This window comes from Variovorax sp. TBS-050B, from assembly GCF_029893635.1.
GTDB lineage: Bacteria > Pseudomonadota > Gammaproteobacteria > Burkholderiales > Burkholderiaceae_C > Variovorax.
The window spans coordinates 594,627-620,788 of sequence record NZ_JARXYR010000002.1; the positions used below are offsets into that span (position 1 = coordinate 594,627).

Here is a 26,162-nt window from a genome sequence, read left to right on the forward strand (position 1 = left end):
AGAAGCCCGGCCCGCGCCGGGCTTTTTCTTTTTCAGGCCTGCTTGCCGAGCGTGCGCAGCGCCCGCCGCACGATGTAGCGCGTGGCCGGCGTGTCGGATTCCGCCAGCCAGCGCGCGCCGAGCCGGTCGACCCATTCGGGCTGGGTCTTGCTCGCGTCGTTGAGCCAGTTCGCCACTGAGTTCTGCACGTAGCGGCTGTCGTCGGCGCGCAGCGCCTCGAGCAGCGGCAGCGCGCGCCAGGGTTCGGCCTTGAGCGCCTCGATCTGCACGCACCACACGCCGCGCGGCCGCGTGAGTTCGCTCGCGAAGCGGCGGATGTTCGGGTCGGCGTCGGCGGTCCAGGGCTGCAGCAGCACCAGCGCTTCGTCGAGCGCGTCGATCACCGCGTCGCGCACCGCCATCCAGGCGATCTCGCGCACACCGAAATGCGGGTCGGCGGCAAAGCGCCGCACCGCGTCCAGCCGCGCGGCCAGCGGCAGGCCCGAGAGCGCGACCCACTGCGCAGCCCAGCAGCGCGCGGCGTCGCTCGCATGCGTGGCAAGCCGGTGGGCGACGGCATCGCGCTCGGCATGGACGGCGGCCAGGTCGTAGAGCGCACGCGCGATGTGGCCGTGCCGCTGCATCGGCTTGAACGCAGGGAGCATCGCGAGCGTATCGGCCAGCCGCTCGCTCTCGGCGTCGAGGCCGATGTGGCGCGCCACGCTGCGTGCGAGCTGCGGCAGCTCCAGCGCCAGGAATTCGTTGAGGTTGACGGTCTCGAGCAGCCCGTCGTTGAGCCCGCGCAGCACCTCGGGCGGGATCAGCGCGATGCGGAACGCGCCCTTGCGCCCCTTCAGGTGCGCGACGGAAGCGAGCGCGGCGGCGGCAGCGGCGGCAGCGGCGGCATCCATGGGCACGGCGCGGTCGGACAAGCCGGCCCGCTCAGGACTGCAGCAGCGCCTTCACGTCCGCCACCATCGGCGCCACGCCCGTGCCGTAGCGCGCATAGAGCCGCAGCCGGCCCTCGGTGTCGTAGACGAAGCTCGCGGCCGAATGGTCCATGGAGTAGCTGGTGGGCGTCTTGCCATCGACCTTCTTGTAGTAGACCTTGAAGTCCTTGGCCGTGGCGGCGAGCTGCTCGGGCGTGGGGATGAGCGCGACGAAGGCCGGATCGAAGGCCCCCATGTAGGCCTTGAGCACTTCGGGCGTGTCGCGCGCGGGATCGACGGTGACGAACACCACCTGCAGCTTGTCGGCGTCGCTGCCGAGCTGCTGCTTGACCTGCGCCATCTCGGTCATGGTGGTGGGACAGACGTCGGGGCACTGCGCGTAGCCGAAGAACAGCACCACCACCTTGCCCTTGAAGTCCGCGAGCGTGCGGACCTTGCCATCGGCGTCCTTGAGCGAGAAGTCGCGGGCGTAGTCGGCGCCCGTGATGTCGATGGCGTTGAAGCTCGGCTTGGCGGCCTCCTTGCTGCAGGCCGCGAGGCCCAGGGTGGCGGCCAGGCCGGCCCATGCGGCGCCGCCGGCCATCATTCGAAGGACATTTCGCTTGTTCATGGACGGTTGCATCAGCGCAGGTAGTGGTCGACGAGCAGTGCCGCGAACAGCACGCTCAGGTGGATCAGCGAGAAGCGGAAGGTCTTCCGCGCCAGCGTGTCGGAGTAGTTGCGCCAGAGCGCGAACGCATAGCCGGTGAAGCCGATGCTCACGGCCACCGCCACGACGAGGTAGAGCCATCCGCTCATGCCGTAGATGAAGGGCATCAGGCAGGCGGCGAACAGGATGAAGGTGTAGAGCAGCACCTGCAGCCGCGTGAACTCGTTGCCGTGCGTCACGGGCAGCATCGGCAGGCCGGCCTTGCGGTAGTCCTCGACGCGGTAGAGCGCCAGCGCCCAGAAGTGCGGCGGCGTCCACAGGAAGATGATGAGGAACAGGACCAGCGCCTGCGGCCCCACCTCGCCCGTCATCGCGGTCCAGCCGAGCACCGGCGGCATCGCGCCCGAGGCGCCGCCGATCACGATGTTCTGCGGCGTGAGCGGCTTCAGGATCACGGTGTAGATCACCGCATAGCCCACGAAGGTGGCGAAGGTTAGCCACATCGTGAGCGGATTGACCTTGAACCACAGCAGCGCCGAGCCGGCCGCGCACAACACCGCCGAGAACACCAGCGCCTGCAGGTCGCTGAGCTGCCCGCGCGCCGTGGGTCGCCAGGCGGTGCGTTTCATCTTGGCGTCGATGCCCTTCTCGACCAGGCAGTTGAACGCCGCCGCAGCGCCCGCCACGAGCCAGATGCCGATGCATGCGAGCGCGGCGCGCTGCACGTCGGCCCAGGTCGGCAGGCCGGGCACGGCCAGCACCATGCCGATGAGCGCGCAGAAGACGATCAGCTGCACCACGCGCGGCTTGGTGAGCGCATAGAACTGACGCAGCACGCCGACGGTGCTGGTCTGCTGCACGGAAATCGGCGTGCTCACGCGGCGGCCTCCCTGGGGTTGGTGTGTGGGCCCGGCGCGCCCGGCGCCCGGTTGTCGTGGTCATGTACCGCCATGGTGGCGGGCGCGCGGCGGCTTTCGCAGATGGCCCACGTCAGCACCACCGCCAGGGCCGCGGCGCCGCCGGTGTGGAGCACGGCGGCGGCGAGCGGCCAGCCGAGCAGCACGTTGCCGAGCCCGGTGGCGAGCTGCAGCAGCGCGAGCCCCGCGAGCCAGCGCGCCTGCGGCCGCAGCGCGGCAATGGCGCGAAGACGCCAGGCGAGCACGCCGAGCGCTGCGAACACTGCATAGGCCATCAGCCGGTGCGTGTAGTGGATCGCCGTGAGCGCGGAGAAATCGAGCGGTGCGCCGTCGCCGGTCACGCCGAGGTGGCGCCAGATCTCGAAGCCCTGGACGAAGTTCATCGGCGGCCACCAGCTGCCCTGACAGGTCGGGAACTGGGTGCAGGCCAGCACGGCGTAGTTGGTGCTGACCCAGCCGCCGAGCGCGATCTGCAGCAGCAGCAGCGCCGAAGTGAGCATCAGCCCCATGCGCAGCCCCGGCGACACGACCACGGGCAGGCGGTCGGCGGCGGCCTGCCGGTAGCGCACCGCCTGGATGCACAGCAGCACCAGCAACACCACGGCGCCCAGCAGGTGCAGCGTGACGATGGCGGGAAAGAGCTTCCAGGTCACGGTCAGCGCGCCGAAGGCGCCCTGCAGGCAGACCCACACCAGCGTCGCCGCGGGCCACCAGGCGCTCAGCGTGGCGTGTTCGCCGGCGTCCGCCGGGGCGGGCGCGCGCCGCTGGCGCCGCCGCACGATCCAGGTGGCGGCCGCGAGCGTGAGGATCAGCACGCCGACGCCGGTGGCGAGATAGCGGTGGATCATCTCGACCCAGGCCTTGCCGTGCGTCACGGGGCCGGTCGGCTGGGCCGACTGCGCCATCGCGATCTCGTGGCGCGCGCCCACCGGGCTCGCGTTGCCGTAGCAACCGGGCCAATCGGGACAGCCCAGGCCAGAGTCGGTGAGCCGGGTGAAGGCGCCGAAGAGCGTGAGGTCGAAGGTGAGGAAGAGCGTGAGCACCGTGAGCGCATGCAGCCGGCGCGCCGGCCCGGCACCCGCGTTGCGGCGCCAGACCCACAGCAGCGGTCCGAGCGCGATCAGCACGCCGGCCGCCATCAGCCAGGCGATGGGCGTGAGGTCGTAGAGCGAACCGGTGTCCATGGTGCGGTCAGCGTCCGGCCTCGTCCCACGAGGCCGAGGCGCGCAGCAGGCGGTCGAGGTCGCGCTTGGCGCGCGCCGCGCCCTTGGCGTCCATGCGGGCGGGGAAGCGCATCATCCAGTTGCCCATCGGGTCGACCACGTACAGGTGTTCCGCCAGCGAATGGCCGGCCACGGGCGCGAGCCATTTGGACAGCTGCTCGGCCGGCACGCGCAGCACGGTGGCGCCGCGCAGGCCGTTGTCGAGCCGCTCCGGCACCGGCGCCGCGTCGCTCACGAGCCAGACGCGGTCGAGGCGGTCCTTCTCGCGGCCGAGGCTTTCGCGCAGCTGGCGCTGCAGGTAGAGCTGCTGCTCGCAGAGCGCATCGCAGGCCGCATCGGCCACCGCGACCAGCAGCCACTGGCCCTTGAGCGTGGCAAGGTCCACCGGCGCACCGGCGCGGTCAGCGACCGTGAGCGCCGGCAGCGTGCGCTGCGGATCGATCAGCTCGCCGTAGACGCTGCGGCCCTCGGGGCGGATCACGTAGTAGGTGAAGTACGACGCGATGACGGGCGCGGCGCACATCAGCATCACGGCGATCATCTTCCAGCGCCCGACGACCGTGCGACGGCCCTCCGCGCCGTCGAGCGCCTGGTTGGGCGAGGGCATCGAATGCACCGTCAGGCCCAGCGGTTCGTCAGAAGCGGTCGGTTGCATCGCGTGCGCGGCGCCTCGAGCGGCGGATGGGGGCAATGAGTTGGAACCAGACATAGAGGATGACCACGAGGGCTGAGAGCCCGAACCACTGGAATGCATAGCCGTAGTGCTTCTCCAGACCCAGAGCGGGTGCCGGCCAGTCGCGCTGCAACCCCTCGGAAGCGGCGCCGACCTGCTGCAGCGACACGTCGGTGCGCAGCGGCAGCTTGGTTTCGGCGCGGAATGCCTCCAGGTCGAGATTCTGCCGGATGGGCGAAGACCCCTCGCCGGCCGGTGCCGAGGCGGCCGCCGCGGGCTTGCCGAGTTCGAACAGATGGCCGGGCGGCGGCTCGATCAGCCCCGTCACTTCGACGATGCCCGGCGGCGTCTCGACCGCGCCGAGCTGCGTGCGGTCGTTGAAATTGCGCTGCACCCAGCCGCGCTGGACCATCACGGTCTGGTCGCTGCCTTCGAGGGCGAAGGGCGTGAGCACGTAGAAGCCCGGCACGCCGTGCATCTGCCGGTTGTCGAGGTAGACCGTCTGCGGCGACAGCCAGAGCCCGCGCAGGCGCACCGGGCGGTGCAGCGCATTGACCGGCGACTCCAGCGCGAGGAATTCGGCCTGGTCGAGCGGCGGTTTCTGCTTCTGGGCGTCGATCTCGGCCTGCAGCGCCTCCTTCTGCGCCGCGCGCGAGAGCTGCCAGCGGCCGAGCGACACGGTGGTCGCGACCGTCAGCAACGCCGCCAGCGTGACCAGCAGGAAGCGGCCTGGCCGCCGGGGCGCCGCTCGGGCGCGGAGAGGTTCGGGCGTCACTGGAGCGGATGGGGCGTGCGGCCGATAATCGAGATCATGAAATATTTCATCGCCCTGCTTTTCGTGGGCATCTTCGCGAGCCTGGCCTTCGCGCTCTTCTACATGCTGAAGGACGGGCGCAACGGGCGCGCCAAGACCGGCGGCATGGCGCGCGCGCTCACCTTTCGGATCGGCCTCTCGGTGGTTTTGTTCCTCTGCATGCTGCTGGCCTGGAAACTCGGCTACATCCAGCCCACCGGGCTCCCGGTCGGCAAGTAGATGGTGCTCGTTCCACGAGAACCATGAAAAAGGCGCCTTTCGGCGCCTTTTTTTGGGTTGCATGCCGAGTGGTTCGCTCAAAGCCAGTAGACCAGCACGTAGAGGCCGAGCCAGACCACGTCGACGAAGTGCCAGTACCAGGCCGCGCCTTCGAAGCCGAAGTGCCGCTCGGGCGTGAAGTGGCCCTTCTGCAGGCGCAGCGTGATGAACAGCAGCATCAGCATGCCGATGAACACGTGCAGGCCGTGGAAGCCGGTCAGCATGAAGAAGGTCGAACCGTAGGCGCCCGAATTGAGCTTGAGGTTCAGATCGGTGTAGAGGTGGAAGTACTCGTAGCCCTGCACGCCGAGGAAGACCAAGCCGAGCAGCACGGTGAGCCACATGAAGCGGATCGTCTGCGCCCGGTGGCCGACGCGCAGCGCGTGGTGGGCGATGGTGAGCGTGACGCCCGAGCTCAGCAGCAGCGCGGTGTTGATGGTGGGCAGCCAGAACGGACCGACCGTCTGGAACGGCTCGACGATGTCGGCCGGCGAGCCGGTCGCACCCGGTGCGACGCTCGGCCACACGGCCTTGAAGTCGGGCCAGAGCAGCGCGTTGTCGAGGCTGCCGAGCGAGGGCAGCGCGTGCGTGCGGGCCCACCAAAGCGCCGTGAAGAAGGCGCCGAAGAACATCACTTCCGAGAAGATGAACCAGCTCATGCTCCAGCGGTACGAGAGGTCGATCTTGTGGCCGTACTGGCCGCTCTCGCTCTCGCCGACCGCGGCGCGGAACCACGAGAACAGCGTGCCGAGCCAGATCAGCATGCCGATCAGCAACGACCACGCGCCCCATTGATGGCCGTTGATCCACTGCCCGGCGCCGAGGATCACGAAGAACAGGCCGATCGCGGACAGGACCGGATAGGCCGAGGGCCCTGGCACGAAGTAGTAGGGCGTGCTGCCGTGGGTGGTGGGACTCATATCAGCTCCTGGCTTTCTTTCTTCTCTCGATTCGATGGGGTCTGGATCTCGCGGGCCGTGCTCAGGACGCAACCACGTGGCGCACCAGCAGCACCAGCCCGACGATGAAAACGATGACCATGGCAAAGGCCACGGCAATGATGTGCAGCGGATTCAGCTTCGACAGGTCGTCCTGGTAGGCGCTTTTCTTGCGCACGCCGAAGAACGACCAGCACACGGCCTTCACCGTGCCCCACAGCGTTCCCTTGCGCGGTGTTTCGGGCGCGGTCACGAGCGGGGCTCATCGGCGGCATTCGAAACGGCGGCCACGGGTGCGGCGGGCGTCTTGCCGCCGACCTCGAAGAAGGTGTACGACAGCGTGATGGTCTTCACGTCCTTGGAGATCTTGGGATCGATCACGAAGGCCACGGGCCACTGCTTCTTCTCGCCCGCGTCGAGCGTGTACTGGTTGAAGCAGAAGCATTCGAGCTTGTTGAAGTACGGCGCGGCCTGCTGCGGCGCGTAGCTCGGAATGGCCTGCGCCGCCATGCGGCGGTTCTGCACGTTCTGGAACTCGTACATCACGGTGTTGAGTTCGCCCGGATGCACCTGCATCGTCCGTGCCGCGGGCTTGAAGTCCCAGAGGCCGCCGCGCACGTTGGAATCGAACTCGACCGTGATGGTGCGGCTGGTGTCGACCTGGGTGTTGTCGGGCACGCGCACGTTCTTTCCGCCCTTCGCGCCGCCGGGCACCTCGAGCTCGTTGAGCGCGAGGATGTTGATGCCGGTCATTTCGCAGATCGCGCGGTAGAGCGGCACCAGCGCATAGCCGAACGCGAACATGCCGCAGGCCACCACGGCCAGCTTGCCGACCATGCGGACGTTGGCGCGCCGGATGCGTTGACCGAGGCTCATGGGCGGTGCTCCGTTCGTCGTCTTCAGCGGCCGCTGAACCAGACCATGCGGATCACGAAGCCGAGGAAGAAGATCAAGGCGATGGAGGCCAGCGTGAGCCCCATGCGGCGGTTGTTCCTCTTCTGTTCGGGCGTGGTCATGATCGTCAAGCGGGTGGCCGTGCGCGGACCGTTCAGCCGATCACCTTGGTGGCGGTCGCGTCGAGCTTGGGCGGGTTCTCGAAGGTGTGGAAGGGCGCCGGCGACGGCACTTCCCACTCGAGGCCTTCAGCGGCTTCCCAGGGCTTCTGCGGCGCCTTCTCGCCCTTGCCGAGCATGTTGGGCAGCACGATGAAGAGGAAGAAGTACACCTGCGCCAGGCCGAACGCGAAGGCACCGACCGAGGCCACCGCGTTGAAGTCGGCGAACTGCATCGGGTAGTCGGCATAGCGGCGCGGCATGCCCGCCAGGCCCAGGAAGTGCATCGGGAAGAAGGTGACGTTGAACGAGATCAGCGACCACCAGAAGTGGATCTTGCCGCGCGTTTCGCTGTACATCACGCCGGTCCACTTGGGCGCCCAGTAGTAGTAGCCCGCGAACATCGCATACAGCGAACCGGCCACGAGCACGTAGTGGAAGTGGGCCACCACGTAGTAGGTGTCCTGCAGCTGGATGTCGATCGGCGCGACCGCGAGGATCAGGCCCGTGAAGCCGCCCATCGTGAACACGAAGATGAAGCCGACCGCGAACAGCATCGGGGTCTCGAAGGTCATCGAACCCTGCCACATGGTGGCGATCCAGTTGAAGATCTTCACGGCCGTGGGCACCGCGATCAGCATGGTCGCGTACATGAAGAACAGCTGGCCCGTGACCGGCATGCCCGTGGTGAACATGTGGTGCGCCCAGACGATGAACGACAGGATCGCGATCGACGAGGTGGCGTACACCATCGAGGCGTAGCCGAAGAGCTTCTTGCGCGAGAAGGCCGGCACGATCTGGCTGATGATGCCGAAGGCCGGCAGGATCATGATGTAGACCTCGGGGTGGCCGAAGAACCAGAAGATGTGCTGGTACATCACCGGGTCGCCGCCGCCGGCGGGGTTGAAGAAGCTGGTGCCGAAGTGGCGGTCGGTCAGCGTCATGGTGATGGCGCCGGCGAGCACGGGCATCACGGCGATCAGCAGGTAGGCGGTGATGAGCCAGGTCCAGCAGAACATCGGCATCTTCATCAGCGTCATGCCCGGGGCGCGCATGTTGAGGATGGTGACGATGATGTTGATCGAACCCATGATCGACGAGGCGCCCATGATGTGCATCGCGAAGATGCCGGCGTCCATCGAGGGGCCCATCTGCAGCGTGAGCGGCGCGTAGAGCGTCCAGCCCGCGGCCGGTGCGCCGCCGGGCATGAAGAACGAACCCACCAGCATCAGGGCCGCCGGGATCAGCAGCCAGAAGCTGAAGTTGTTCATGCGCGCGAACGCCATGTCCGAGGCGCCGATCTGCAGCGGGATCATCCAGTTCGCGAAGCCCACGAAGGCCGGCATGATCGCGCCGAACACCATGATCAGACCGTGCATGGTCGTGAACTGGTTGAACAGCTCGGGGTTCACCACCTGCAGGCCGGGCTGGAACAGCTCGGCGCGGATCAGCAGCGCGAGCACGCCGCCCACCATCAGCATCGTGAAGCTGAACAGCAGGTAGAGCGTGCCGATGTCCTTGTGGTTGGTCGCGAACACCCAGCGGCGCCAGCCGGTGGGCGCCTCGTGGTGCTCGTCGTGTGCGTGACCGTCGTGAACGTGACCGTGGGGGTCGAGGACTGCACTCATTTCGTTGTTCCTTGCAATTTCTTCGTCGCGTGGCGCTCGGGCTCGATCTTCGCGATCACTTGCCGCGCAGGGCCAGAACTTCGGCCGGCTGCACGATCTGGCCGGTCTTGTTCGACCAGCTGTTCTTCGTGTACGTGGCGACCGCCGCGAGGTCGGTATCGCTCAGTTGCTTCCACGACGGCATCGCGCCGTTGTTCTGGCCGTTGAGCAGCACCAGCAGCTGCACCTTGTGGTCGGCATCGACCACCTTGGGGCTCGCGTCGAGCGGCTTGATCGGGCCTGCGCCCTTGCCGTTGGCCTGGTGGCAGGCCGCGCAGTTGGCCGCATAGACCTTCTCGCCGCGCACCATCATTTCGGGCAGGGCCCAGACCTTGCTCGGGTCGTCGAGCTTGGCCGCGGCTTCCTTGCGCTTGGCGTCGACCCAGGCGGTGTAGTCGGCGGCCGAGACCACCTTCACGTGGATCGGCATGTAGGCGTGTTCCTTGCCGCAGAGTTCCTGGCACTGGCCGTAGTAGTCGCCCACGGTCTCGGCGCGGAACCATGTGTCGCGCACGAAGCCGGGAATCGCGTCCTGCTTGATGCCGAGCTGCGGCACCGCGAAGGCGTGGATCACGTCGTTGGCGGTGGTGATGATGCGGACCTTCTTCTGGACCGGCACGACCAGCGGGTTGTCGACCTTGAAGAGGTAGTCGGCCGGAACGTCGCCCTTGGCGCCCGCGTCGGAGATGGCGCGGTGCTTGCTGTCGAGCGTGGAGATGAAGGCCAGGCCCTCGCCTTCGCCGCTCAGGTAGTCGTAGCCCCACTTCCACTGGTAGCCGGTGGTCTTGATCGTGAGGTCGGCGTTGGTGGTGTCCTTCTGGGCCACGAGCACCTTGGTGGCGGGCAGCGCCATCACGATCACGATGAGGAAGGGCACGATGGTCCAGATGACCTCGACCACCACCGATTCATGGAAGTTCGCGGCCTTGTGGCCCACCGACTTGCGGTGCTTCCAGATCGAATAGAACATGACCGAGAACACGGCGATGAAGATGACCGTGCAGATGATCATCATCACCGTATGGAGGAAATGCTGCTCCTGCGCGATCTTGGTGACGCCAAGCGGAAGATTCAGCTGGCGCACCGAGGGGCCGCCGGGCAGATCGTTGACTGCGTGCGCCGCGCCGCTGAAAGCCGCGCCGGCCGCCAGCAACAGATTTGCCAGCCTGTACTTATTGCGCCAAATGCTCTTCATCGTGTTCACGTTTCTTCAATTTTTTCAACAAACCCAACCCAGCAGCGCCGCGCGGATCCCTCAGGCGCCACGCAACGCCATGCGAATCTCGCGCGCCAGTGCGGCCCGCAACTCCGGACGCACGTAGCGCCCCACCCTGACCGATCGCCCCTGGCCGGAGACCTCGATCAGCGAACGATCGCCGGCCCGGGGCTCGACCCGCACCTGGTGCGGCAAGAATTCCGTGCGCTCGTAGTCGCCGCCGTTCTCGAGCTCCACCACCAGCCTGCCGCCCTGCAGCGCGATCCTCTCTCCATCGGTCGCGTGCCGTGCGTACAGCATGAAGGCGAAACCCACCGCCGCCAGTTCGAGCCAGGCGAAGGGCAGGACCAGCGGCGCACCGTGCAGCCAGAAGGCCGTGCCGATGCCGAGCGATACCACGCACAGCGAGGCGTAGAGCCAGCCCAGCTGGCTCGGCGTCACCGAGCAGTTCCGCTTCAGGAACCATTGGATGCCCTGGCCTGAAACGGTGGCAAAGCGAAACACGGAATTCGACACGGGCGAGTTCAGCAAATCGGTGCGTCGATGGCCGACCGTTCCCTTGTCTCCACAGGATCCGACAGACCTCGTTCGCGGAACCATACCCGCGAGTTTCACGCAACGGCGGATTGTAGCGGGTAGACACAGGCGCCCGTCGGCGAAATGCGCCGTGCGCCTAGGCGCCGGGACGCCCGCGCTGAAGCATCGAGCGCATCTCGCGCAGCGACACCGCGCTCTCGGCCGCAAGCGCCACGCGCGGCGCCGGCTTGAAGGCGTGGCCGTAGATGACTTCGAAGGTCAGCGCGATGCGCCCGTCACCCCCTTCGGCCGGCGCGAGTTCGGGCAGCGCGCGCTTCAGCGCCTGGTGCCAGGCCCTGCCGCGCAGCGCGGGAAAGCGCGCGGGATGCAGGTTGCGCCCGAGCGTGCGCAGCTCGGCCAGCGCGGCTTCGGGCGTGGTCCATGTAAGCACGATGCGTTCCATGTCCATCACCGGCTCGGCGAAGCCGGCATGCACCAGCATGTCGCCCCAGTCGTGCATGTCGGTGAACTCGTGGCCCGCGGCCGGCCAGCCGAGCCGGGCGTGCAGCGCGCGCAGTTCGCGCACGGTGTCGGGGCCGAGGCAGGAGAACATCAGGAAGCCGTTGGTCGCGACCAGCCGGTGCCACTGCGCGATCAGCGCTTCGGGATCGGCAGCCATGTGCAGCGACATGTTGGCCCAGAGCAGGTCCACGCCGTCCTCGGGCGGTGCCTCGAAGCGCGTGCGGCCGCCGGCCTGCCAGCGGCGCGCGCTCCACCAGGGCGCGCTCAGCGCCGCGCTCGATGCGGCGGCGAGCGCCGGCTCGGGTTCGATCACGAAGGGGACGGCCTCGCGGTAGCGCCGGGCCACGCGCTCGTGCGCCTCGAGGCCGCCGCGCAGCGGCGCCCAGTCGGCCCAGTGGCGCGGCTGGGCCTTGATCCACTGCAGCCGGTCCTCCATGCGGCGGCCGACCTCCTCGTGGAGCCAGGGCGAGCCGTCGGCGGGCGCCAGCCGGCTCCAGCGCGCAGCCGCCGTGGGATCGATGGTCGGCGGTCTTCGCGCGGGGTCGGTGGCCATGGGGCCGTGAGTATATTGAGCCCATGTTGAGCCGTTGGCGCCGCCGGCCTTTGACCTCTCTGCTCGCACGGCTGCCCAGCCAGTGCGAGGTGTGCCGCGCCTGGCCTTCGCAGCGCGTGTGCGACGCCTGCGTGGCCCGCTTCGCGCCGCCGGCCGCGCGCTGCGAGGGCTGCGCCCTGCCCGTGCCCGATGGCGTCATGCGCTGCGCCGAATGCCTGCGCGAGCCGCCGCCGCTCGATGCCTGCCTCGCCGCCTGCAGCTATGCGTGGCCGTGGCCGCAGTGCATCGCGCAGTTCAAGTTCCATGGCGAAGCCGGCTGGGCCGGACCGCTGGCGACGCTGATGCGCAGCGTGCCGTGGGTGGAACCGGCGCTCGAGCGCTGCGACCTGGTGCTGCCCATGCCGGTGGCACCGGCCCGGCTGCGCGAGCGCGGCTTCAACCAGGCGCTCGAGCTCGCCCGCCGCCTCGCGCCCGCGAAGACCGACGCCACGCTGCTGCTGCGCACGCGCGAAACCCCGGCCCAGCGCGGCCTCTCGCGCGCCGAGCGACTGCGCAACCTGGAAGGCGCGTTCGCGGTCGAGCCGCTGCGCGCCGGGCGGCTGCAGGGAGGCCGCGTGGTGCTGGTGGACGACGTGATGACCAGCGGCGCCTCGCTGTTCTCGGCGGCCGCGGCGCTCCGCCTCGCGGGCGCGGCGCATGTCACGGGGATCGTCTTCGCCCGGACCGATCCGCCGCGCTGAGGCGCCGCGCGGGACCGAGAATCGGCGCATGTTCCATATCGTCCTGGTCCACCCCGAGATCCCGCCGAACACGGGCAACGTCATCCGCCTCGCGGCCAACACCGGCTGCGCGCTGCACCTGGTCGAGCCGCTGGGCTTCTCGATGGACGACCGCCTGCTGCGCCGCGCCGGGCTCGACTACCACGAATATGCCGAGGTCAAGCGCCACGAGAGCTGGCAGGCGCTGTGCGATGCTGAGCAGCCCGCCGCCGACCGGATGTTCGCGCTCACCACGCGCGGCACGCGCGCGGTGCACGACGTGCGCTTCCAGCCCGGCGACTGGCTGGTGTTCGGCTCCGAAACCAGCGGGCTGCCGGCCGCGCTGCGCGAGCGCTTCGCCGAGGCGCAGCGGCTGCGGCTGCCGATGCGCGAAGGCCAGCGCAGCCTGAACCTCTCGAACGCGGTGGCGGTGACGGTGTTCGAGGCCTGGCGCCAGAACGGCTTCGGCTGAGCGCTGCGATTTCATGCGCCGGGTGCATCCATCCGGCCCTTGGCGACGTATGGAAGAGCATGCCGGCGCGGTCCGGCATCCGGCCCTTCAACGCATCCTTCCAAGGAGTCCCGCCATGAACTTCCCGACCCTCTTCGTCGCCGCTTCCGCCGCATTCGCCGCCGCCACGGGCGCCCAGGCCTTCCAGGGCGAGCAGAACCCGCTGCCGCCCGCCCCGTTCCAGTCGACGCTGTCGCGCGCCGAGGTGCAGGCCCAGGCCCGGCAGCCGCTGCAGATCGGCAATGGCGGCACCGGCGTGCAGCGCCCGACCGCCGGCAACATCGACCGCGCGGCGGTGCGCGCCAGCGCCATGGGCATCACGCGGCAGGGCGCCGCGGCCTACGGCGAGGCCGCGGACCGCCGGATGTGAACCGGCCGCTTCAGCGGTAGCGCCGCACCACCGACTCGGCCACGCAGGCCGGCTTGGCCGCGCCTTCGAGCTCGATGGTGGTTTCCCAGGTCATCTGGAAGCCGTCGTCGGCGATCGGTTCCGCCGTGAGCAGCTTCATGCGCGCCCGCAGCCGCTTGCCCACGGGCACCGGCGACATGAAGCGCACGCGGTTGAGCCCGTAGTTCACGCCCATGCGCGACTCGACCACCTCGAGCGCCGTCTCGTAGAAGCGCGGCAGCAGCGACAGGGTCAGGAAGCCGTGCGCGATCGGTCCGCCGAACGGGCCGCTCTTCGCGCGCTCGATGTCGACGTGGATCCACTGGTGGTCGCCCGTGGCTTCGGCGAACTGGTTCACCTGCGCCTGCGTGATGGTGATCCAGTCGCTCACGGCGACCTCCTGCCCCACGCAGGCGGCGAGTTCCTGCAGCGTCTGGAATGTCTTCTTGGTCATGCCGGGCACTCTAGCGCCTGGCCGGCCGGCGCGGCTGTCGGCCGTGCGACACGCTCAGGCCTCCAGCCATTCGCAGATGGGCTGCCACTGGTCCAGGTCGCGCTGCACGCGCCCCGGCGCGATGTCGAACAGCGTGAGCCCGCGCGCCGCGAGCTGCACGTAGTTCTGGGTGTCGCGCAGTTCGCCGAGCACCGGCACGCCGAGGCTCGCGACGAACTCGTTGAGCCGGTCCGCCGCGAGCGTGCGCGCGTTCACGCGCATGCCCACGAGGCCGATCCTCGTCTTCTCGGCGCGGCGCTGCTCCATCAGCCGGTCGAGGAAGTCGCGCGTGGCGTAGATGTCGAAGATGCTCGGCTGCAGCGGCACGATGACCCGGTCGGCCAGCGCGATCACGTCCTTGAAGCGCCAGCCGTGCAGGCCGGCGGGGGTGTCGAGCACCGCGTGCGTGGTGCCCTTGGGCGGACGCACCACGCTGCTGTCGCCGGAGGCTTCCCAGGTGGCGATGGGCCGCGCCTGCGGCGGGCGCAGCCCGAGCCACAGGCGTGAGGACTGCTGGCGGTCCACGTCGCCCAGCATCACCGCATGGCCGCGGCTCGCGAAGTAGCCCGCGATGTTCGTCGCAAGTGTCGATTTGCCCACGCCACCCTTGGGATTGGCGACCAGAACCACCGGCATAGAGAACTCCTCCAGAGCTGGAACACCCCCGCATCGTAGTGCCTGCCCTTTGCAGGCCCGGGTCGGGCCGGCGCTTTGCGCTATGTTCGCGGCATGACGACAACAACATCCGCCGACGGCATCTACGTGATCGCGGCCCATCCCCACTGGCGCGACTCGCGGGTCAACCGACGGCTGCTCGCGGCGGCGCGCTCGGTGCCGGGCGTGGAGGTGAACGACCTCTACGGCAGCTACCCCGACTTCGCGATCGACGTTCAGGCCGAGCAGGCGCGCCTGGCCCGCGCCAGCCTGGTGGTGCTGATGCACCCGATCCAGTGGTACTCGGCGCCGGCGCTGCAGAAGCTCTGGTTCGACGACGTGCTCAGCTACGGCTGGGCCTACGGGCGGGGCGGCGCCGCGCTGCAGGGCAAGGACTGCTGGCTGGTCGCCACCACCGGCGGCCCCGAGCGCAGCTACCACCCGCAGAGCTACAACCGCTATTTCTTCGACGCCTTCCTGCCGCCCTACGAGCAGACCGCCACGCTGTGCGGCATGCGCTTCCTGCCGCCGCTGGTGTTCCACGGCGCGCGCAGCGCGGGCGAGGACGAGGTCGAGGCGCACGTCGGCGTCTTCGTGCAGCGCCTGCAGAGCTACCCGGTATGGCCCGAGATGGACGAGCTGGAGACCTGCATCGCCTGCCCCGTGCCGCAGACCGACCGGCCGGCCGAGAACGACGACTTCGCGCGCCCGGCCTCGCCCGGCGAGGAGGCGGCCTGAACATGGAGCACGCACCCGCCTGGCTGACCAGCAGCCTGATCTACCTGAGCGCCGCGGTGCTCGTGGTGCCGCTTTCCAAGGCCCTCGGCCTCGGGTCCATCATCGGCTACCTCGTGGCCGGCATCGCCATCGGGCCCTGGGGGCTCGGCCTCGTCTCCAGCGTCGAGGAGGTGCTGCATTTCGCCGAGTTCGGCGTGGTGCTGATGCTGTTCCTGGTCGGCCTCGAACTCGAACCGAAGCGGCTGTGGAACCTGCGCCGTCCGATCTTCGGCTGGGGCAGCGCACAGGTGCTCGCCTGCGCGGCGGTGCTCTTCGCGGCCGGCTTCGCGGCGGGCGCGGCCTGGCGCGTGGCGCTGGTCGCGGCACTCGGCCTCGCGCTGTCGTCCACCGCGATCGCGCTGCAGGTGTTCGGCGAACGCAACCTGCTGAAGACGCCGAGCGGCCAGGCGGGCTTCTCGATCCTGCTGTTCCAGGACGTGGCCGCGATCCCGATCCTCGCGCTGCTGCCGCTGCTGGCCGGCGCCAGCGCCGCCGGCCCGGCGATCTCGGGGCTGGAACGCACCTTCGAGGGCCTGAAGATCGTCGGCGTCATCGCCGTCATCATCCTGGGCGGCCGGCTGGCGCTGCGGCCGCTGCTGCGCTGGATCGCCCGCAGCAACACGCCCGAGATCTTCACCGCCGCGGCGCTGCTGCTGGTGGTGGCGATCGCCGCGCTGATGCAGTTCGTCGGGCTGTCGATGGCGCTCGGCGCCTTCCTCGCCGGCGTGCTGCTGGCCGAGAGCGAATACCGCCGCGAGCTCGAGACCGACATCGAGCCCTTCAAGGGCCTGCTGCTCGGTCTGTTCTTCATCGCGGTGGGCATGTCGATCGATTTCGGCGTGCTGATCGCGAGTCCCGGGCTCATGGCCGCGCTCGTCGTCGGCTTCATGGTCATCAAGCTGGTGGTCATCTATGCGCTCGCCAAGGCGATGGGCATCGCCTACCAGGAGCGCCCGGTCTTCACGCTGCTGCTCGCGCAGGGCGGCGAGTTCGCCTTCGTGGTGTTCCAGTCGGCGGGGCCCGAGGTGCTGCCGCCCGAGATCACCTCGCTGCTGATCGGCGCGGTGGCGCTGTCGATGCTGCTGTCGCCGCTGCTGCTGGTGCTGCTCGACAAGTACGTGCTGCCGCGCTACAGCCACCTCTCGGCGACGCAGCTGGAGGAAATTTCGGAGCAGCAGGACGCCAAGGTGCTGATCTGCGGCTTCGGCCGCTACGGCCAGATCGTCGGCCGCATGCTGATGTCGCAGGGCCTGCGCGTGACCGTGCTCGACCATGATGCCGACACCGTCGAGGGCCTGCGCCAGTTCGGCTTTCGGGTGTTCTACGGCGACGCGACGCGGCTCGACCTGCTGCGCACCGCCGGCGCGGCGACGGCCAAGGCGGTGGTGGTGGCGGTGGACGACGTCGAGCAGTCGCTGGAGATCGTCGACCTGTTCCGCGAGAACTTCCCGCAGGCGCGCATCATCGCGCGGGCACGCAACGTGGCGCACCTGTTCCAGCTGCGCGACCGCGGCGTGGTGCACATCGAGCGCGAGCTGTTCGAATCGTCGCTGCGCACCGCGCGCTCCGCGCTCGAGGCGCTGGGCTGGCCCGCCGCCGAAGCGCGCGAGACGAGCATGCGCTTCCGCCAGCGGAATCTGAAGCTCACCGACGAGATCTACCCGCACTACAAGGACCGCGCCAAGCTCATCGCGGTCAACAAGGAAGGCCGCCAGCAGTTCGAGGAACAGATGGCGCGCGAACGCGAGGAGCGGCGGCTGCGCGCGGGGCGCGACTGGGACCGCTTCGAGGAAGAAAAGGAAGAGAAGAAGCGAAACGGCGAACCCGCCGACGGGTGAGCGGCCGCCCGCGGCCCACCCGCACGCCGCTCAGCCTTCGAGCTTCAGCAGCCGGACGGCATTGCCCTTGAGGATGCCGGGCATCACCTCGGGCTTGAAACCCGCGGCCTCGAAGTCCTTCATCCAGCGGTCGGGCGTGATCAGCGGATAGTCGCTGCCGAACAGCACGCGGTCCTTGAGCAGCGTGTTCGCGTACTGCACGAGCTGCTTGGGGAAGTACTTCGGGCTCCAGCCCGACAGGTCGATCCACACGTTGGGCTTGTGCGTGGCCACGCTCAGCGCCTCGTCCTGCCAGGGAAAGCTCGGGTGGGCCATGACGATCTGCATGTCGGGAAAGTCGATCGCCACGTCGTCGAGGTGCATCGGGTTGCTGTACTCCAGCCGGAGCCCGCCGCCGCAGCGCATGCCCGAGCCGATGCCGCTGTGGCCGGTGTGGAAGATCGCCGGCAGCTCGTACTCGGCGATCACCTCGTAGATCGGCCAGGCCATGCGGTCGTAGGGATGGAAGGCCTGCACCGTGGGGTGGAACTTGAAGCCCTTCACACCGTGCTCCTCGACCAGCCGCCGCGCCTCGCGCGCGCCCATCTTCCCCTTGTGCGGATCGATGCTCGCGAAGGCGATCATCATGTCGCTGTTCTGCTGCGCGGCCTCGGCGATCTCCTCGTTCGGAATGCGCCGGCGGCCCATGTTCGATTCGGCATCGACCATGAACATCACCAGCCCGATCCTGCGCTCGCGGTAGTAGGCCACGCTCTCGGCGATGGTCGGGCGGCCGCTCGAGCCGAAGTACTTGTCGGCGGCGCGGTCGTATTCCTCGCCGTAGTTGTCGAAGGGGTTCCAGCAGCTCACCTCGGCGTGCGTGTGGATGTCGATGGCGATCAGGTTCCGGTGGTCCATGTCGAGGTCTCCAGTACGGGTAAGTCCCTAGGGATCGGGGCGGCTCAGCGCCTTGAATTGATTATTTGTCATAACCATAATCGAACTCACACACGAACGCAATCATGACCAATCCCGACCTCCAGATCGACATCCGCGACGAAGTCGCCATCGTCCGCCTCACGCGCGGCGCCAAGCGCAACGCCCTTTCGGACGGGCTGATCCTGGCGCTGCGCAATGCCTTCGAGACGCTGCCTTCAAGCGTCCGCGCCGCGGTGCTCGACGGCGAGGGCCCGCACTTCTGCGCCGGGCTCGACCTGAGCGAACTCAAGGAGCGCGACGCCGGCCAGGGCCATGCGCACTCGCGCCTGTGGCATGCCGCGCTCGACCTGATCCAGCACGGCCCGGTGCCCGTGATCGCGGCGCTGCACGGCGCGGTGGTGGGCGGCGGGCTCGAACTCGCGAGCGCCTGCCACATCCGCGTCGCCGACCGTTCCACCTTCTATGCGCTGCCCGAAGGCTCGCGCGGCATCTTCGTGGGCGGCGGCGGCTCGGTGCGCATCCCCAAGCTGATCGGCGTGGCGCGCATGACCGACATGATGATGACCGGCCGCGTCTACAACGCCGAGGAAGGCGAACGCGCCGCCGGCTTCGCGCAGTACCTCGTCGACGAGGGCACGGCCTTCGACAAGGCGTTCGAGCTCGCGAAGCGCGTCGCCACCAACGCACCGCTGACCAACTACGCGCTGATGCACGCGCTGCCGCGCATCGCCGAGCAGTCGGCCGACCACGGCTTCTTCACCGAGGCGCTGATCTCCGGCATCGTGCAGGCCGCGCCCGAAGCCAAGGCGCGGGTGCGCGACTTCCTCGAAGGCCGTGGTGCGAAGGTGAGCAAGTCATGAGCCCCCGCCCGGCCGCTCCGAATCGGGCTCGCACCGCAGTGCGAAGCGCGGAGGTCTTCCAATGACCACCGTGCGGTATCGGCCCCTGACCTTCGGCGTTACGCGCGCCGTGCTGCGCGCGGGCCCGCCTGGCACGCAATACCTGCAGGCCGAGACGCCGCTCGGCCCGTACCTCGAGCGCATGACCGACCGGCTCGTGCACTGGGCCGCCACCGCACCCGAGCGCACCTTCATCGCCGCGCGCGAGCGCCTGCCCGACGGCAGCACGGGCGACTGGCAGCGCGTGAGCTATGCCGAGGCGCTCGAGCGCGCGCGCGGCATCGGCCAGGCGCTGCTCGACCGCGGCCTCGGCCCCGAGCGCCCGCTCGCGATCCTGAGCGAGAACAGCATCGACCACGCGATGCTCGCGCTCGGCTGCCTCTACGTGGGCGTGCCCTACTGCCCAGTGTCGCCGCCCTATTCGCTCGTGAGCCAGGACTTCGAGAAGCTGCGCCACGTGCTCGCCACGCTCACGCCGGGCATGGTGTTCGCGGCCGATGCCGCACGCTACGGCCGCGCGATCGAGGCCGCGGTGCCGCCCGGGACCGAGGTCGTGCTCGGCGAAGGCCGGCTCGCGCAGCGCCCCGCCACGCCGCTTTCGGAACTGGTCGCCACGCGGCCCACGCCCGCCATCGACATCGCGCTCGGCGCCACCGGCCCCGACACGATCACCAAGTTCCTGTTCACCTCGGGTTCCACCAAGATGCCCAAGGCGGTGATCAACACGCACCGCATGTGGTGCGCCAACCAGCAGCAGCTGCGCCAGTCGATCCCCGCGCTCGGCGAGGAGCCGCCGGTGCTGGTCGACTGGCTGCCCTGGAACCACACCTTCGGCGGCAACCACAACGTGGGCATCGTGCTCGACAACGGCGGCACGCTCTACATCGACGAGGGCAAGCCCACGCCCGCGGGCATGGCCGAGACGCTGCGCAACCTGCGCGAGATCGCGCCCACCGTCTACTTCAACGTGCCGACCGGCTTCGAGGCGATCGCGCATGCGATGGAGACCGACGCGGTGCTGCGCCGCAACCTGCTCTCGCGGGTGCGCATGTTCTTCTATTCGGGCGCGGCGCTCGCGCAGCCGATCTGGGACAGCCTGCACCGCACGCAGGAGGCCGAGGTCGGCGAACGCATCGTGATGGGCACCGGCCTGGGCATGACCGAATCGGGCCCGTTCGCGCTCTACGTCACCGGCCCGGACGTGACCTCGGGCGACATCGGCCTACCCGCACCGGGCATCGAACTCAAGCTGGTCGAGGTCGACGGCAAGACCGAGGTGCGCTACCGCGGCCCGAACATCACGCCCGGCTACTGGCGCGCGCCCGAAGCCACCGCCGAGGCCTTCGACGAGGAAGGCTTCTTCTCGACCGGCGACGCGGTGAAATGGATCGACGAATCGAACATCCACCGCGGCCTGCGCTTCGACGGCCGCATCGCCGAGGACTTCAAGCTCGCCACCGGCACCTTCGTGAGCGTGGGTCCGCTGCGCGCGAAGATCATCGCCGCCGGCGCGCCCTACGTGCAGGACGTGGTGCTGACCGGCATCAACCTGAAGGAAGTCGGCGCGCTGGTGTTTGCTACGCAGAAGGTGCGTCAGCTCGCCGGCCTCGCTGCCGATGCGCCGATGCAGCAGGTGCTCGAGAGCGCGCCCGTGCAGGCCCACTTCCAGCAGGTGCTGGACGGGCTGGCGGCGAGCGCCACCGGCAGCGCCAACCGCATCGCGCGCATGCACCTCGTGGCCGAGCCGCCGTCCATCGACAAGGGCGAGGTCACCGACAAGGGCTCGATCAACCAGCGCGCCGTGCTCAAGCACCGCGCCGCGCTGGCCGATGCGATGCATGCGGGCACCCTGCCCTTCACCCTGACGCCACGTTGAACAGGAGACCACCCCCATGAAGATCGAAGCACAAGCCGCCCTCGTCACCGGCGGCGCATCCGGCCTCGGCGAAGCCACCGCACGCGAACTGGCGCGCCTGGGCGCCAAGGTCGCGGTGCTCGACCGCAATGCCGAACTCGCCGGTAAGGTCGCCGCGGAGATCGGCGGCGTGGCCTGCCCCTGCGACATCACCGACGCCGACAGCGTGACCGCCGCGCTCGACAAGGCCGAGGCCGCGCACGGCCCCGCGCGCATCCTGATGAACGTGGCCGGCATCGGCAGCGCGAAGCGCATCGTCGGCAAGGACGGCAATCCCGCGCCGCTCGAGGACTTCGTGCGCGTGGTCAACGTCAACCTGATCGGCAGCTACAACATGGCGCGCCTCTTCGCGGCGCGCTGCGCGAAGCTGCCGGCGCTCGACGACGGCGAGAAGGGCGTGATGCTCTTCACCGCCTCGGTCGCGGCCTTCGACGGGCAGGTGGGCCAGCAGGCCTACAGCGCCTCGAAGGGCGGCCTGGTCGGCATGACGCTGCCGATGGCGCGCGACCTCGCGCAGCATGCGATCCGCGTCTGCACCGTGGCGCCCGGCCTGTTCGCCACGCCGCTGCTGATGGAACTGCCCGAGCCGGTGCAGCAGTCGCTCGCGGCCTCGATCCCGTTCCCGCCGCGGCTCGGCAAGCCTTCGGAATTCGCCGAACTGGCCTGCCACATCGTGACCAACGGCCACCTCAACGGCGAGGTGATCCGTCTCGACGGCGCGCTGCGCATGGCGCCGCGCTAGGCGCTGCGGCCGGTCCGACATCTTTCAAAAAAGCAGGAGACAAGAACCATGACCAACCGACGCGATTTCGTGAAGGTGCTCGGCGGCGCGGCCGCATACGGCGCGCTGCAGCCGCTGGCCGCGCTCGCGCAGATCGTGCAGCAGGCGAAGATCTACTACGGCTTTCCCGCCGGCAGCGCGGGCGACAGCGTGGCCCGCCGCGTGGCCGAGAAGCTCGGCGACACCCCGTTCTCGAAGACCAACGCGGTGGTCGAGAACAAGCCCGGCGCGGGCGGGCGCATCGCGCTCGACACGCTCAAGGCCTCGGTCGCCGACGGCTCGGTGCTCGCGCTCGCGCAGGCCTCTGCGCTGTCGACCTATCCGCACATCTACAGCAAGCTCAGCTACACCATGGCCGACTTCGCGCCGGTCTCGATCGGCGCGGTGATGACGCACGGCCTCGCTGTCGGCCCGATGGTGCCCGCGAGCGTGAAGACGCTGAAGGACTACATCGCCTGGGCCAAGGCCAACCCGGGCCAGGCCAGCTACGGCTCGCCGGGCGCGGGCTCCACGCCGCACTTCCTGGGCGCGCTGCTGGGCATCCACACCGGCACCGACCTGCGGCACGTGCCCTACCGCGGCTCGCTGCCCGCGATCAACGACGTGGTGGGCGGCCAGATCGCCTCGTGCATGACGCCGGCGGGCGACTGCCTGCCCTTCGTCAAGGCCGGCAAGCTGCGCCTGCTCGCGAACTCGGGCACGCAGCGCCCGGCCTACCTGCCCGACGTGCCCACCTTCACCGAGCAGGGCTTCCCCGAGATCGTGGCCGACGAATGGTTCGGCTTCTTCGCGCCCGCCAAGACGCCGGCCGCCACCATCGCCGCCGCGAGCACGGCGATCCAGGCCGCGCTCAAGGACAAGGCCGTGGTCGAGGGCCTGCTCTCGGTCGGGCTGGTCGCGAGCGGCTCCTCGCCCGAGGAGATGCGCAAGTCGCTGCAGTCCGAATACGAACGCTGGGGTCCACTGGTCAAGAAGATCGGCTTCACCGCCGAGTCCTGAAAACCCGAATGCACTACCGCCCCCGCCCCGAAGACCAGCGCTTCATCCTCGACGCGGTGCTCGATGCGCCTGCACGGCTGCGCGCGCTCGCACCCTTTGCCGACGTCGATGCGGCGCTGCAGGTACAGGTGCTCGAGGAAGCGGCGCGCTTCGTCGGCGAGGTGATCGCGCCGCCCAACCGCGACGGCGACGAGATCGGCTGCCGCTTCGCGGACGGCGAGGTCCGCACGCCGCCGGGCTTTCGCGCCGCCTACCAGGCCTTCGTCGACGGCGGCTGGCCCGCGCTCTCGGCTGCGCCCGAGGACGGCGGCCAGGGCCTGCCGACGGTGCTCGAAGCCATCCTCTACGAATGGATGAGCGCGGCCAACCACGGCCTCACGATGGCGCCGGGCCTGCTGCACGGCGCCTATGCCTGCCTGAAGCACCACGGCAGCGAGGCGCTGAAGCAGCGCTACCTGCCGAAGCTCGCGAGCGGCGAATGGCTCGCGACCATGTGCCTGACCGAAGCCCATGCGGGCAGCGACGTGGGCCAGGTGCGCACGCGCGCCGTGCCGCAGGCCGACAGTAGCCTGCGCGTCGCCGGCGGCAAGATCTTCATCTCGGGCGGCGAGCACGACCTCACGCCGAACATCGTGCACCTGGTGCTGTGCCGCCTGCCCGATGCGCCCGCGGGCCCGAAGGGGCTCTCGCTCGCGCTGGTGCCCAAGCAGCTGCCCGACGGCACGCGCAACGCGGTGCATTGCGAACGCATCGAGGAGAAGATGGGCCTGCACGGCAGCCCCACCTGCGTGATGCGCTTCGACGAGGCCACCGGCTGGCTGGTCGGTGAGGCGGGCCGTGGGCTGGCCGCGATGTTCGTGATGATGAATGCGGCGCGGCTGCACGTGGCGCTGCAGGGCATCGGTCTGCTCGATGCGGCCTGGCAGAAGGCCGGCGCCTATGCGCTGGAACGCCGCCAGATGCGCGCCCCCGGCGCTACGCCGGCCAGCCGCGGCAGCGAGGCCGCCGACCTGATCGCCGAGCATCCGGCGGTCCGCCGCATCCTCGACACGCAGCGCGCCTGGATCGAGGGCGCGCGCGCCGTCGCCTACCGCAGCGCGCTCATGCTGGACGTGGCCGCGCACGACGCCGACCCCAGGGCGCGCGAGCGTGCGCAGCGCTGGTGCGCGCTCGTCACGCCGGTGCTCAAGGCCGCCTGCACGCAGCAGGCCTTCCACGGCGCGAGCGAATGCCTGCAGGTCTTCGGCGGCCATGGCTACGTGCGCGAATGGGGCATCGAGCAGATCGTGCGCGATGCGCGCGTGACGATGATCTACGAGGGCACCAACGAGATTCAGGCCATCGACCTGCTGGTGCGCAAGGTGCTGCCCGACGGCGGCGCCGCGATGTCGGCCCTGCTGGTCGAACTGCGCGACACGCTCGATGCCTCGCGCGACGCCGACGCCGACGTGCAGCGCCGGCTCGCCCAATTGCGCTACCTGGGCACCACCATCGCGATGGCCGCGCAGGCCGACCCGAAGCTGCCGTACGAAGTGGCCGACGACTACCTGCGGCTCGTGATGCTCGCGCTGCTGGCCTGGGCCTGGGCGCGCATCGATGCGGCCAAGGCCAGCGACGCCGGGCGCACCGAGCGCACCGGCCCCGCGGCGGCGTTCCGGCGCTGGGTGCTGCCGGAGTTCGAAATGCGGCACGGCATCGTCAAGCGCGCCTGCGAGGGTCTTGCACTGTCGCATGCGGCCGGTCCGCGCCCCTGAAGACGCGCAACCGTTCGGTTGCTTGTTTCGGGATGCGGGTGTACGATGTATCACGCAACCATTCGGTTGCATGTTCATCCATCCACACCCAAGGAGACCGCCATGGCCCCAGCGACCCCCGCCGAATCCGCCGATCGCATCGAACGCAGCATCCTCATCCAGGCGCCGCGCGCCAAGGTGTGGCAATTGCTGTCCGATGCCGAACGCTTCGGCCGCTGGTTCGGCGCCGACCTGCAGGGCCAGCGCTTCGCGCCTGGCGAGGTGGCGCGCGGCCCGATCACGATCGAGGGCTTCACGCACGTGATGTTCGAAGTGAAGGTCGAGCGCGTGGAGCCGCAGTCGCTGCTCTCGTGGCGCTGGCATCCGTACGCCGTCGATCCGAAGGTGGACTACAGCGCGGAGGAACCCACGCTCGTCACCTGGACGCTGCACGACGCGCCCGGCAACGCGACGCTGGTCAAGACGGTCGAATCGGGTTTCGACAAGGTGCCGCCGCACCGCCGCCTCGAGGCCTTCCGCATGAACACCGGCGGCTGGGAAGGCCAGCTCGAGAACGTGCGCCGCCATGCCGAGCAAGGCTGAGCCCGCACCGCTGGTGGCCGCGCCGCCGGACCGCCTCGCCAAGGTGTTCTTCGCGCTCGGCGACGCCACGCGCCTGCGCCTCGTCGCGGTGCTGTGCGCGGGCGGCGTGTTCTCGATCGCCCAGCTCACGGCCAGCACCGAGATCAGCCGGCAGGCCGTGACCAAGCATCTTCAGGTGCTCGGCGAGGCCGGGCTGGTGACCGACCTCCGGCTCGGCCGCGAGCGGCTCTGGCAGTTCGACCCGACGCAGCTCGACGAAGCACGCCGCACGCTCGAAGTCATCGGGCGCCAGTGGGAAGCGGCTCTGGCGAAGCTGAAGGCCTTTGCCGAGTCGGACTGAACTCCCGCGCGATCCGCGCGCCCAGCGCGCGCGCGATGCCAAAGTTCTCGCCCCAGTCGCCGTCGGCCGGCTCGAGCAGCAGCTCGGAACGCGGCACCTGCGCACCGCAGTAGTCGAAGATGCCGTGGTCGATCTGGGTCCTCATCGCGCCGAAGTAGCCGTGCCGCGCATAGGTGCGCCAGTCGGCGCCGCCGATCGCGGCCAGATACACGGGCAGGCGCTGCAGCTTCTTCGCGAGCGGCTGGCCCGGCACCTCGTCGTAGGCCCAGCCGTTGGAGAACACGCGGTCGATCCAGCCCTTGAGCAGGCCCGGGAACGACCACCAGTACACCGGATAGACCAGCGCCAGCGCGTCCGCCCGGTCGATGCGTGCCTGCTCCGCGCGCACGTCGGCGCTCGGCGAGCGCCGCTCGCGGTGCACGGCGACATCGTGTTCGGTGAAGCGCGGGTCGAAGCCTTCGGCGGCCAGGTCGGCCAGCTCGGCCGAATGGCCCGCGTCGCGCACGCCCTCGGCGATGCGCGCGGCGACGGCATGGGTGACGGAGGCGGGCCGCGGATGGGCCACGACGACGAGTGCGTGCATCGGATGTCCTTTCGTGATGGGCTATGTACGTTTGGTAGGTTTCCG

The 26,162-nt window shown here is 69.3% G+C and carries 31 protein-coding genes; 13 read left to right on the plus strand and 18 right to left on the minus strand.

Going from position 1 to position 26,162, the window contains the following annotated elements:
• Nucleotides 1-32: 32 nt before the first annotated feature.
• Genes M2165_RS05765 through M2165_RS05790 form a run of 6 tightly spaced genes read right to left on the minus strand, consistent with a single transcriptional unit; the run spans nucleotide 33 to nucleotide 5,166 of the window.
• Nucleotides 33-890 (minus strand): DNA alkylation repair protein, encoded by an 858-nt coding sequence (locus M2165_RS05765; protein ID WP_280813715.1) that lies wholly within the window; start codon nucleotides 888-890, stop codon nucleotides 33-35.
• A gap of 31 nt (nucleotides 891-921) precedes the next feature.
• Nucleotides 922-1,539 (minus strand): SCO family protein, encoded by a 618-nt coding sequence (locus M2165_RS05770; protein WP_280813716.1) that lies wholly within the window; start codon nucleotides 1,537-1,539, stop codon nucleotides 922-924.
• A gap of 11 nt (nucleotides 1,540-1,550) precedes the next feature.
• Entirely contained in the window at nucleotides 1,551-2,456 is a 906-nt protein-coding gene (gene cyoE, locus M2165_RS05775; RefSeq protein WP_280813717.1) for a heme o synthase, read from the minus strand.
• Nucleotides 2,453-3,679 carry a COX15/CtaA family protein gene (locus M2165_RS05780; RefSeq protein WP_280813718.1) on the minus strand — a complete coding sequence of 409 codons (1,227 nt, stop codon included), beginning with the start codon at nucleotides 3,677-3,679 and terminating at the stop codon, nucleotides 2,453-2,455. The genes cyoE and M2165_RS05780 overlap by 4 nt, the downstream gene beginning before the upstream one ends.
• A 7-nt stretch (nucleotides 3,680-3,686) precedes the next feature.
• The gene (locus M2165_RS05785) at nucleotides 3,687-4,373 is read right to left on the minus strand and encodes a hypothetical protein (RefSeq protein ID WP_280813719.1); all 687 of its coding nucleotides are present in this window, start codon (nucleotides 4,371-4,373) and stop codon (nucleotides 3,687-3,689) included.
• Nucleotides 4,354-5,166, minus strand: a complete 813-nt coding sequence (locus M2165_RS05790) for an SURF1 family protein (RefSeq protein ID WP_280813720.1) — start codon at nucleotides 5,164-5,166, stop codon at nucleotides 4,354-4,356. The genes M2165_RS05785 and M2165_RS05790 overlap by 20 nt, the downstream gene beginning before the upstream one ends.
• 36 nt (nucleotides 5,167-5,202) lie before the next feature.
• Between M2165_RS05790 and M2165_RS05795 the strand changes: the two genes are divergently transcribed.
• Nucleotides 5,203-5,424 carry a twin transmembrane helix small protein gene (locus tag M2165_RS05795; RefSeq protein ID WP_280813721.1) on the plus strand — a complete coding sequence of 74 codons (222 nt, stop codon included), beginning with the start codon at nucleotides 5,203-5,205 and terminating at the stop codon, nucleotides 5,422-5,424.
• 77 nt (nucleotides 5,425-5,501) lie between these two features.
• Here the strand turns inward: M2165_RS05795 and M2165_RS05800 are convergent, their stop codons facing one another.
• The 8 genes from M2165_RS05800 to M2165_RS05835 form a co-directional block, all read right to left on the minus strand.
• Nucleotides 5,502-6,383, minus strand: a complete 882-nt coding sequence (locus M2165_RS05800; protein WP_280813722.1) for a cytochrome c oxidase subunit 3 — start codon at nucleotides 6,381-6,383, stop codon at nucleotides 5,502-5,504.
• A gap of 61 nt (nucleotides 6,384-6,444) precedes the next feature.
• Entirely contained in the window at nucleotides 6,445-6,654 is a 210-nt protein-coding gene (locus tag M2165_RS05805; protein ID WP_280813723.1) for a DUF2970 domain-containing protein, read from the minus strand.
• Nucleotides 6,651-7,277, minus strand: coding sequence for a cytochrome c oxidase assembly protein (locus M2165_RS05810; RefSeq protein WP_280813724.1), 627 nt, complete (start codon nucleotides 7,275-7,277; stop codon nucleotides 6,651-6,653). Before M2165_RS05810 ends, M2165_RS05805 begins: the two co-directional genes overlap by 4 nt.
• Before the next feature lie 23 nt (nucleotides 7,278-7,300).
• Nucleotides 7,301-7,417, minus strand: coding sequence for a cytochrome oxidase small assembly protein (locus tag M2165_RS05815; RefSeq protein ID WP_280813725.1), 117 nt, complete (start codon nucleotides 7,415-7,417; stop codon nucleotides 7,301-7,303).
• A 32-nt stretch (nucleotides 7,418-7,449) separates the two neighbouring features.
• Nucleotides 7,450-9,081 carry a cytochrome c oxidase subunit I gene (gene ctaD, locus M2165_RS05820; RefSeq protein WP_280813726.1) on the minus strand — a complete coding sequence of 544 codons (1,632 nt, stop codon included), beginning with the start codon at nucleotides 9,079-9,081 and terminating at the stop codon, nucleotides 7,450-7,452.
• 55 nt (nucleotides 9,082-9,136) lie between these two features.
• The gene (gene coxB, locus M2165_RS05825; RefSeq protein WP_280813727.1) at nucleotides 9,137-10,315 is read right to left on the minus strand and encodes a cytochrome c oxidase subunit II; all 1,179 of its coding nucleotides are present in this window, start codon (nucleotides 10,313-10,315) and stop codon (nucleotides 9,137-9,139) included.
• A 60-nt stretch (nucleotides 10,316-10,375) separates the two neighbouring features.
• The gene (locus M2165_RS05830; RefSeq protein ID WP_280813728.1) at nucleotides 10,376-10,852 is read right to left on the minus strand and encodes a DUF2244 domain-containing protein; all 477 of its coding nucleotides are present in this window, start codon (nucleotides 10,850-10,852) and stop codon (nucleotides 10,376-10,378) included.
• Nucleotides 10,853-11,009: 157 nt separating this feature from the next.
• Entirely contained in the window at nucleotides 11,010-11,927 is a 918-nt protein-coding gene (locus tag M2165_RS05835) for a biotin synthase (protein WP_280813729.1), read from the minus strand.
• A gap of 23 nt (nucleotides 11,928-11,950) precedes the next feature.
• Here M2165_RS05835 and M2165_RS05840 point away from each other — a divergent pair, with 23 nt between their 5' ends.
• From M2165_RS05840 to M2165_RS05850, 3 genes are all read left to right on the plus strand, one after another.
• A complete protein-coding gene (locus M2165_RS05840) occupies nucleotides 11,951-12,667 on the plus strand; it encodes a ComF family protein (RefSeq protein WP_280813730.1) in 717 nt (238 codons plus the stop codon).
• A 28-nt stretch (nucleotides 12,668-12,695) separates the two neighbouring features.
• Nucleotides 12,696-13,157, plus strand: coding sequence for a tRNA (uridine(34)/cytosine(34)/5-carboxymethylaminomethyluridine(34)-2'-O)-methyltransferase TrmL (gene trmL, locus M2165_RS05845; protein WP_280813731.1), 462 nt, complete (start codon nucleotides 12,696-12,698; stop codon nucleotides 13,155-13,157).
• Between the two features lie 115 nt (nucleotides 13,158-13,272).
• Nucleotides 13,273-13,566 carry a DUF4148 domain-containing protein gene (locus M2165_RS05850; protein WP_280813732.1) on the plus strand — a complete coding sequence of 98 codons (294 nt, stop codon included), beginning with the start codon at nucleotides 13,273-13,275 and terminating at the stop codon, nucleotides 13,564-13,566.
• Nucleotides 13,567-13,576: 10 nt separating this feature from the next.
• Here the strand turns inward: M2165_RS05850 and M2165_RS05855 are convergent, their stop codons facing one another.
• Complete coding sequence (locus M2165_RS05855; protein ID WP_280813733.1) at nucleotides 13,577-14,038, minus strand: MaoC family dehydratase; 462 nt, start codon at nucleotides 14,036-14,038, stop codon at nucleotides 13,577-13,579.
• A 54-nt stretch (nucleotides 14,039-14,092) separates the two neighbouring features.
• Nucleotides 14,093-14,713: a ParA family protein gene (locus M2165_RS05860; protein ID WP_280813734.1), complete on the minus strand. Its 621-nt coding sequence runs from the start codon at nucleotides 14,711-14,713 to the stop codon at nucleotides 14,093-14,095.
• Nucleotides 14,714-14,806: 93 nt separating this feature from the next.
• Between M2165_RS05860 and M2165_RS05865 the strand changes: the two genes are divergently transcribed.
• Nucleotides 14,807-15,469 carry an NAD(P)H-dependent oxidoreductase gene (locus M2165_RS05865; protein ID WP_280813735.1) on the plus strand — a complete coding sequence of 221 codons (663 nt, stop codon included), beginning with the start codon at nucleotides 14,807-14,809 and terminating at the stop codon, nucleotides 15,467-15,469.
• Between the two features lie 2 nt (nucleotides 15,470-15,471).
• The gene (gene kefC / locus M2165_RS05870) at nucleotides 15,472-17,346 is read left to right on the plus strand and encodes a glutathione-regulated potassium-efflux system protein KefC (RefSeq protein ID WP_280813736.1); all 1,875 of its coding nucleotides are present in this window, start codon (nucleotides 15,472-15,474) and stop codon (nucleotides 17,344-17,346) included.
• Between the two features lie 30 nt (nucleotides 17,347-17,376).
• Here the strand turns inward: kefC and M2165_RS05875 are convergent, their stop codons facing one another.
• Nucleotides 17,377-18,243, minus strand: a complete 867-nt coding sequence (locus M2165_RS05875; protein WP_280813737.1) for an amidohydrolase family protein — start codon at nucleotides 18,241-18,243, stop codon at nucleotides 17,377-17,379.
• Between the two features lie 104 nt (nucleotides 18,244-18,347).
• Here M2165_RS05875 and M2165_RS05880 point away from each other — a divergent pair, with 104 nt between their 5' ends.
• The 7 genes from M2165_RS05880 to M2165_RS05910 all read left to right on the plus strand — a co-directional run bounded on the left by M2165_RS05880 (nucleotide 18,348) and on the right by M2165_RS05910 (nucleotide 25,534).
• The gene (locus M2165_RS05880; RefSeq protein WP_280813738.1) at nucleotides 18,348-19,124 is read left to right on the plus strand and encodes a crotonase/enoyl-CoA hydratase family protein; all 777 of its coding nucleotides are present in this window, start codon (nucleotides 18,348-18,350) and stop codon (nucleotides 19,122-19,124) included.
• Between the two features lie 61 nt (nucleotides 19,125-19,185).
• Nucleotides 19,186-21,039 (plus strand): feruloyl-CoA synthase, encoded by a 1,854-nt coding sequence (locus M2165_RS05885; RefSeq protein ID WP_280813739.1) that lies wholly within the window; start codon nucleotides 19,186-19,188, stop codon nucleotides 21,037-21,039.
• A 16-nt stretch (nucleotides 21,040-21,055) separates the two neighbouring features.
• Nucleotides 21,056-21,820, plus strand: a complete 765-nt coding sequence (locus M2165_RS05890; protein ID WP_280813740.1) for an SDR family NAD(P)-dependent oxidoreductase — start codon at nucleotides 21,056-21,058, stop codon at nucleotides 21,818-21,820.
• Between the two features lie 48 nt (nucleotides 21,821-21,868).
• Nucleotides 21,869-22,858 (plus strand): Bug family tripartite tricarboxylate transporter substrate binding protein, encoded by a 990-nt coding sequence (locus M2165_RS05895; protein ID WP_280813741.1) that lies wholly within the window; start codon nucleotides 21,869-21,871, stop codon nucleotides 22,856-22,858.
• Nucleotides 22,859-22,866: 8 nt separating this feature from the next.
• On the plus strand, nucleotides 22,867-24,612 hold the full coding sequence (locus tag M2165_RS05900) for an acyl-CoA dehydrogenase family protein (RefSeq protein WP_280813742.1): 1,746 nt from the start codon (nucleotides 22,867-22,869) through the stop codon (nucleotides 24,610-24,612).
• A 102-nt stretch (nucleotides 24,613-24,714) separates the two neighbouring features.
• Entirely contained in the window at nucleotides 24,715-25,194 is a 480-nt protein-coding gene (locus M2165_RS05905; RefSeq protein WP_280813743.1) for an SRPBCC family protein, read from the plus strand.
• On the plus strand, nucleotides 25,178-25,534 hold the full coding sequence (locus M2165_RS05910) for a metalloregulator ArsR/SmtB family transcription factor (RefSeq protein ID WP_280813744.1): 357 nt from the start codon (nucleotides 25,178-25,180) through the stop codon (nucleotides 25,532-25,534). The genes M2165_RS05905 and M2165_RS05910 overlap by 17 nt, the downstream gene beginning before the upstream one ends.
• Here M2165_RS05910 and M2165_RS05915 read toward each other — a convergent pair.
• On the minus strand, nucleotides 25,473-26,117 hold the full coding sequence (locus M2165_RS05915) for an NAD(P)H-dependent oxidoreductase (protein WP_280813745.1): 645 nt from the start codon (nucleotides 26,115-26,117) through the stop codon (nucleotides 25,473-25,475). The genes M2165_RS05910 and M2165_RS05915 overlap by 62 nt on opposite strands.
• Nucleotides 26,118-26,162: the final 45 nt, after the last annotated feature.

Coding starts and splice junctions, on each gene's coding strand:
- M2165_RS05875 (WP_280813737.1), bottom strand. CDS start 18,243: ATGGACCACCGGAACCTGATCGCCATCGACATCCACACGCACGCCGAG.
- M2165_RS05770 (WP_280813716.1), bottom strand. CDS start 1,539: ATGAACAAGCGAAATGTCCTTCGAATGATGGCCGGCGGCGCCGCATGG.
- M2165_RS05810 (WP_280813724.1), bottom strand. CDS start 7,277: ATGAGCCTCGGTCAACGCATCCGGCGCGCCAACGTCCGCATGGTCGGC.
- M2165_RS05840 (WP_280813730.1), top strand. CDS start 11,951: ATGTTGAGCCGTTGGCGCCGCCGGCCTTTGACCTCTCTGCTCGCACGG.
- M2165_RS05900 (WP_280813742.1), top strand. CDS start 22,867: ATGCACTACCGCCCCCGCCCCGAAGACCAGCGCTTCATCCTCGACGCG.
- M2165_RS05905 (WP_280813743.1), top strand. CDS start 24,715: ATGGCCCCAGCGACCCCCGCCGAATCCGCCGATCGCATCGAACGCAGC.
- M2165_RS05895 (WP_280813741.1), top strand. CDS start 21,869: ATGACCAACCGACGCGATTTCGTGAAGGTGCTCGGCGGCGCGGCCGCA.
- kefC (WP_280813736.1), top strand. CDS start 15,472: ATGGAGCACGCACCCGCCTGGCTGACCAGCAGCCTGATCTACCTGAGC.
- ctaD (WP_280813726.1), bottom strand. CDS start 9,081: ATGAGTGCAGTCCTCGACCCCCACGGTCACGTTCACGACGGTCACGCA.
- M2165_RS05915 (WP_280813745.1), bottom strand. CDS start 26,117: ATGCACGCACTCGTCGTCGTGGCCCATCCGCGGCCCGCCTCCGTCACC.
- M2165_RS05815 (WP_280813725.1), bottom strand. CDS start 7,417: ATGACCACGCCCGAACAGAAGAGGAACAACCGCCGCATGGGGCTCACG.
- M2165_RS05855 (WP_280813733.1), bottom strand. CDS start 14,038: ATGACCAAGAAGACATTCCAGACGCTGCAGGAACTCGCCGCCTGCGTG.
- M2165_RS05800 (WP_280813722.1), bottom strand. CDS start 6,383: ATGAGTCCCACCACCCACGGCAGCACGCCCTACTACTTCGTGCCAGGG.
- M2165_RS05860 (WP_280813734.1), bottom strand. CDS start 14,713: ATGCCGGTGGTTCTGGTCGCCAATCCCAAGGGTGGCGTGGGCAAATCG.
- M2165_RS05890 (WP_280813740.1), top strand. CDS start 21,056: ATGAAGATCGAAGCACAAGCCGCCCTCGTCACCGGCGGCGCATCCGGC.
- M2165_RS05850 (WP_280813732.1), top strand. CDS start 13,273: ATGAACTTCCCGACCCTCTTCGTCGCCGCTTCCGCCGCATTCGCCGCC.
- M2165_RS05795 (WP_280813721.1), top strand. CDS start 5,203: ATGAAATATTTCATCGCCCTGCTTTTCGTGGGCATCTTCGCGAGCCTG.
- trmL (WP_280813731.1), top strand. CDS start 12,696: ATGTTCCATATCGTCCTGGTCCACCCCGAGATCCCGCCGAACACGGGC.
- M2165_RS05880 (WP_280813738.1), top strand. CDS start 18,348: ATGACCAATCCCGACCTCCAGATCGACATCCGCGACGAAGTCGCCATC.
- M2165_RS05785 (WP_280813719.1), bottom strand. CDS start 4,373: ATGCAACCGACCGCTTCTGACGAACCGCTGGGCCTGACGGTGCATTCG.
- M2165_RS05765 (WP_280813715.1), bottom strand. CDS start 890: ATGGATGCCGCCGCTGCCGCCGCTGCCGCCGCCGCGCTCGCTTCCGTC.
- M2165_RS05835 (WP_280813729.1), bottom strand. CDS start 11,927: ATGGCCACCGACCCCGCGCGAAGACCGCCGACCATCGATCCCACGGCG.
- M2165_RS05885 (WP_280813739.1), top strand. CDS start 19,186: ATGACCACCGTGCGGTATCGGCCCCTGACCTTCGGCGTTACGCGCGCC.
- coxB (WP_280813727.1), bottom strand. CDS start 10,315: ATGAAGAGCATTTGGCGCAATAAGTACAGGCTGGCAAATCTGTTGCTG.
- M2165_RS05910 (WP_280813744.1), top strand. CDS start 25,178: ATGCCGAGCAAGGCTGAGCCCGCACCGCTGGTGGCCGCGCCGCCGGAC.
- M2165_RS05780 (WP_280813718.1), bottom strand. CDS start 3,679: ATGGACACCGGTTCGCTCTACGACCTCACGCCCATCGCCTGGCTGATG.
- M2165_RS05865 (WP_280813735.1), top strand. CDS start 14,807: ATGACGACAACAACATCCGCCGACGGCATCTACGTGATCGCGGCCCAT.